The following is a 530-nucleotide window of genomic DNA, read 5'->3' on the forward strand; positions in this document are numbered from 1 at the left end:
GCGGATACGGCCAGTACGCCGGCGCCCCCGTCGAGAACGTCGTCGCGAACCGCCACGTCGAGCTGTCGACGAACGCCGGCATCGTCCGCGTCCAGCGGGACGTGTTCGGAACCAGCGACCCCGACGCGCGCGGCGGCGTCGCCCGCGCGCCCGCCCGGACCGGCGTGACCGACCTGCTGGCGCCGACGGGCGTCCGCGAGGCCGCCTGGACCGACGCGGTCCTCGGGGCGCCGACGCCGACCGGGGACGGGGAGGGAGAGTCCGCGGCCTCGACCGGCGACGCGGCGGCGAGCGAGGACGCCGCCTTCGACCCGGGCGGGGAGGCGACCGGCGAGACCGCCACGGTCGAGGTCGGTCACGCGGCCGACCGCGCCGCGACCCGCGTCCACGACGACCTCGAATCGATCCTGCGGGCGAGCCACCGGGTCGAGGCGACACTGGAGGCGGAGGCGACGCGGGTCGTCGACGGCGGCCCGGTGTCGCCGGACCGACCGCGTTCGCGGCTCGCCGAGCCGTGGCGCCGCGTCGCC

General features: G+C 78.7%; 1 pseudogene. It reads left to right on the forward strand.

Annotation, left to right across the window (positions count from 1 at the left end):
• Positions 1–530, forward strand: a pseudogene (locus D3D02_RS18885) (hypothetical protein); the annotation flags it as partial.

It is taken from the genome of Halobellus sp. Atlit-38R, assembly GCF_003665925.1.
Taxonomy (GTDB): domain Archaea; phylum Halobacteriota; class Halobacteria; order Halobacteriales; family Haloferacaceae; genus Haloquadratum; species Haloquadratum inordinatus.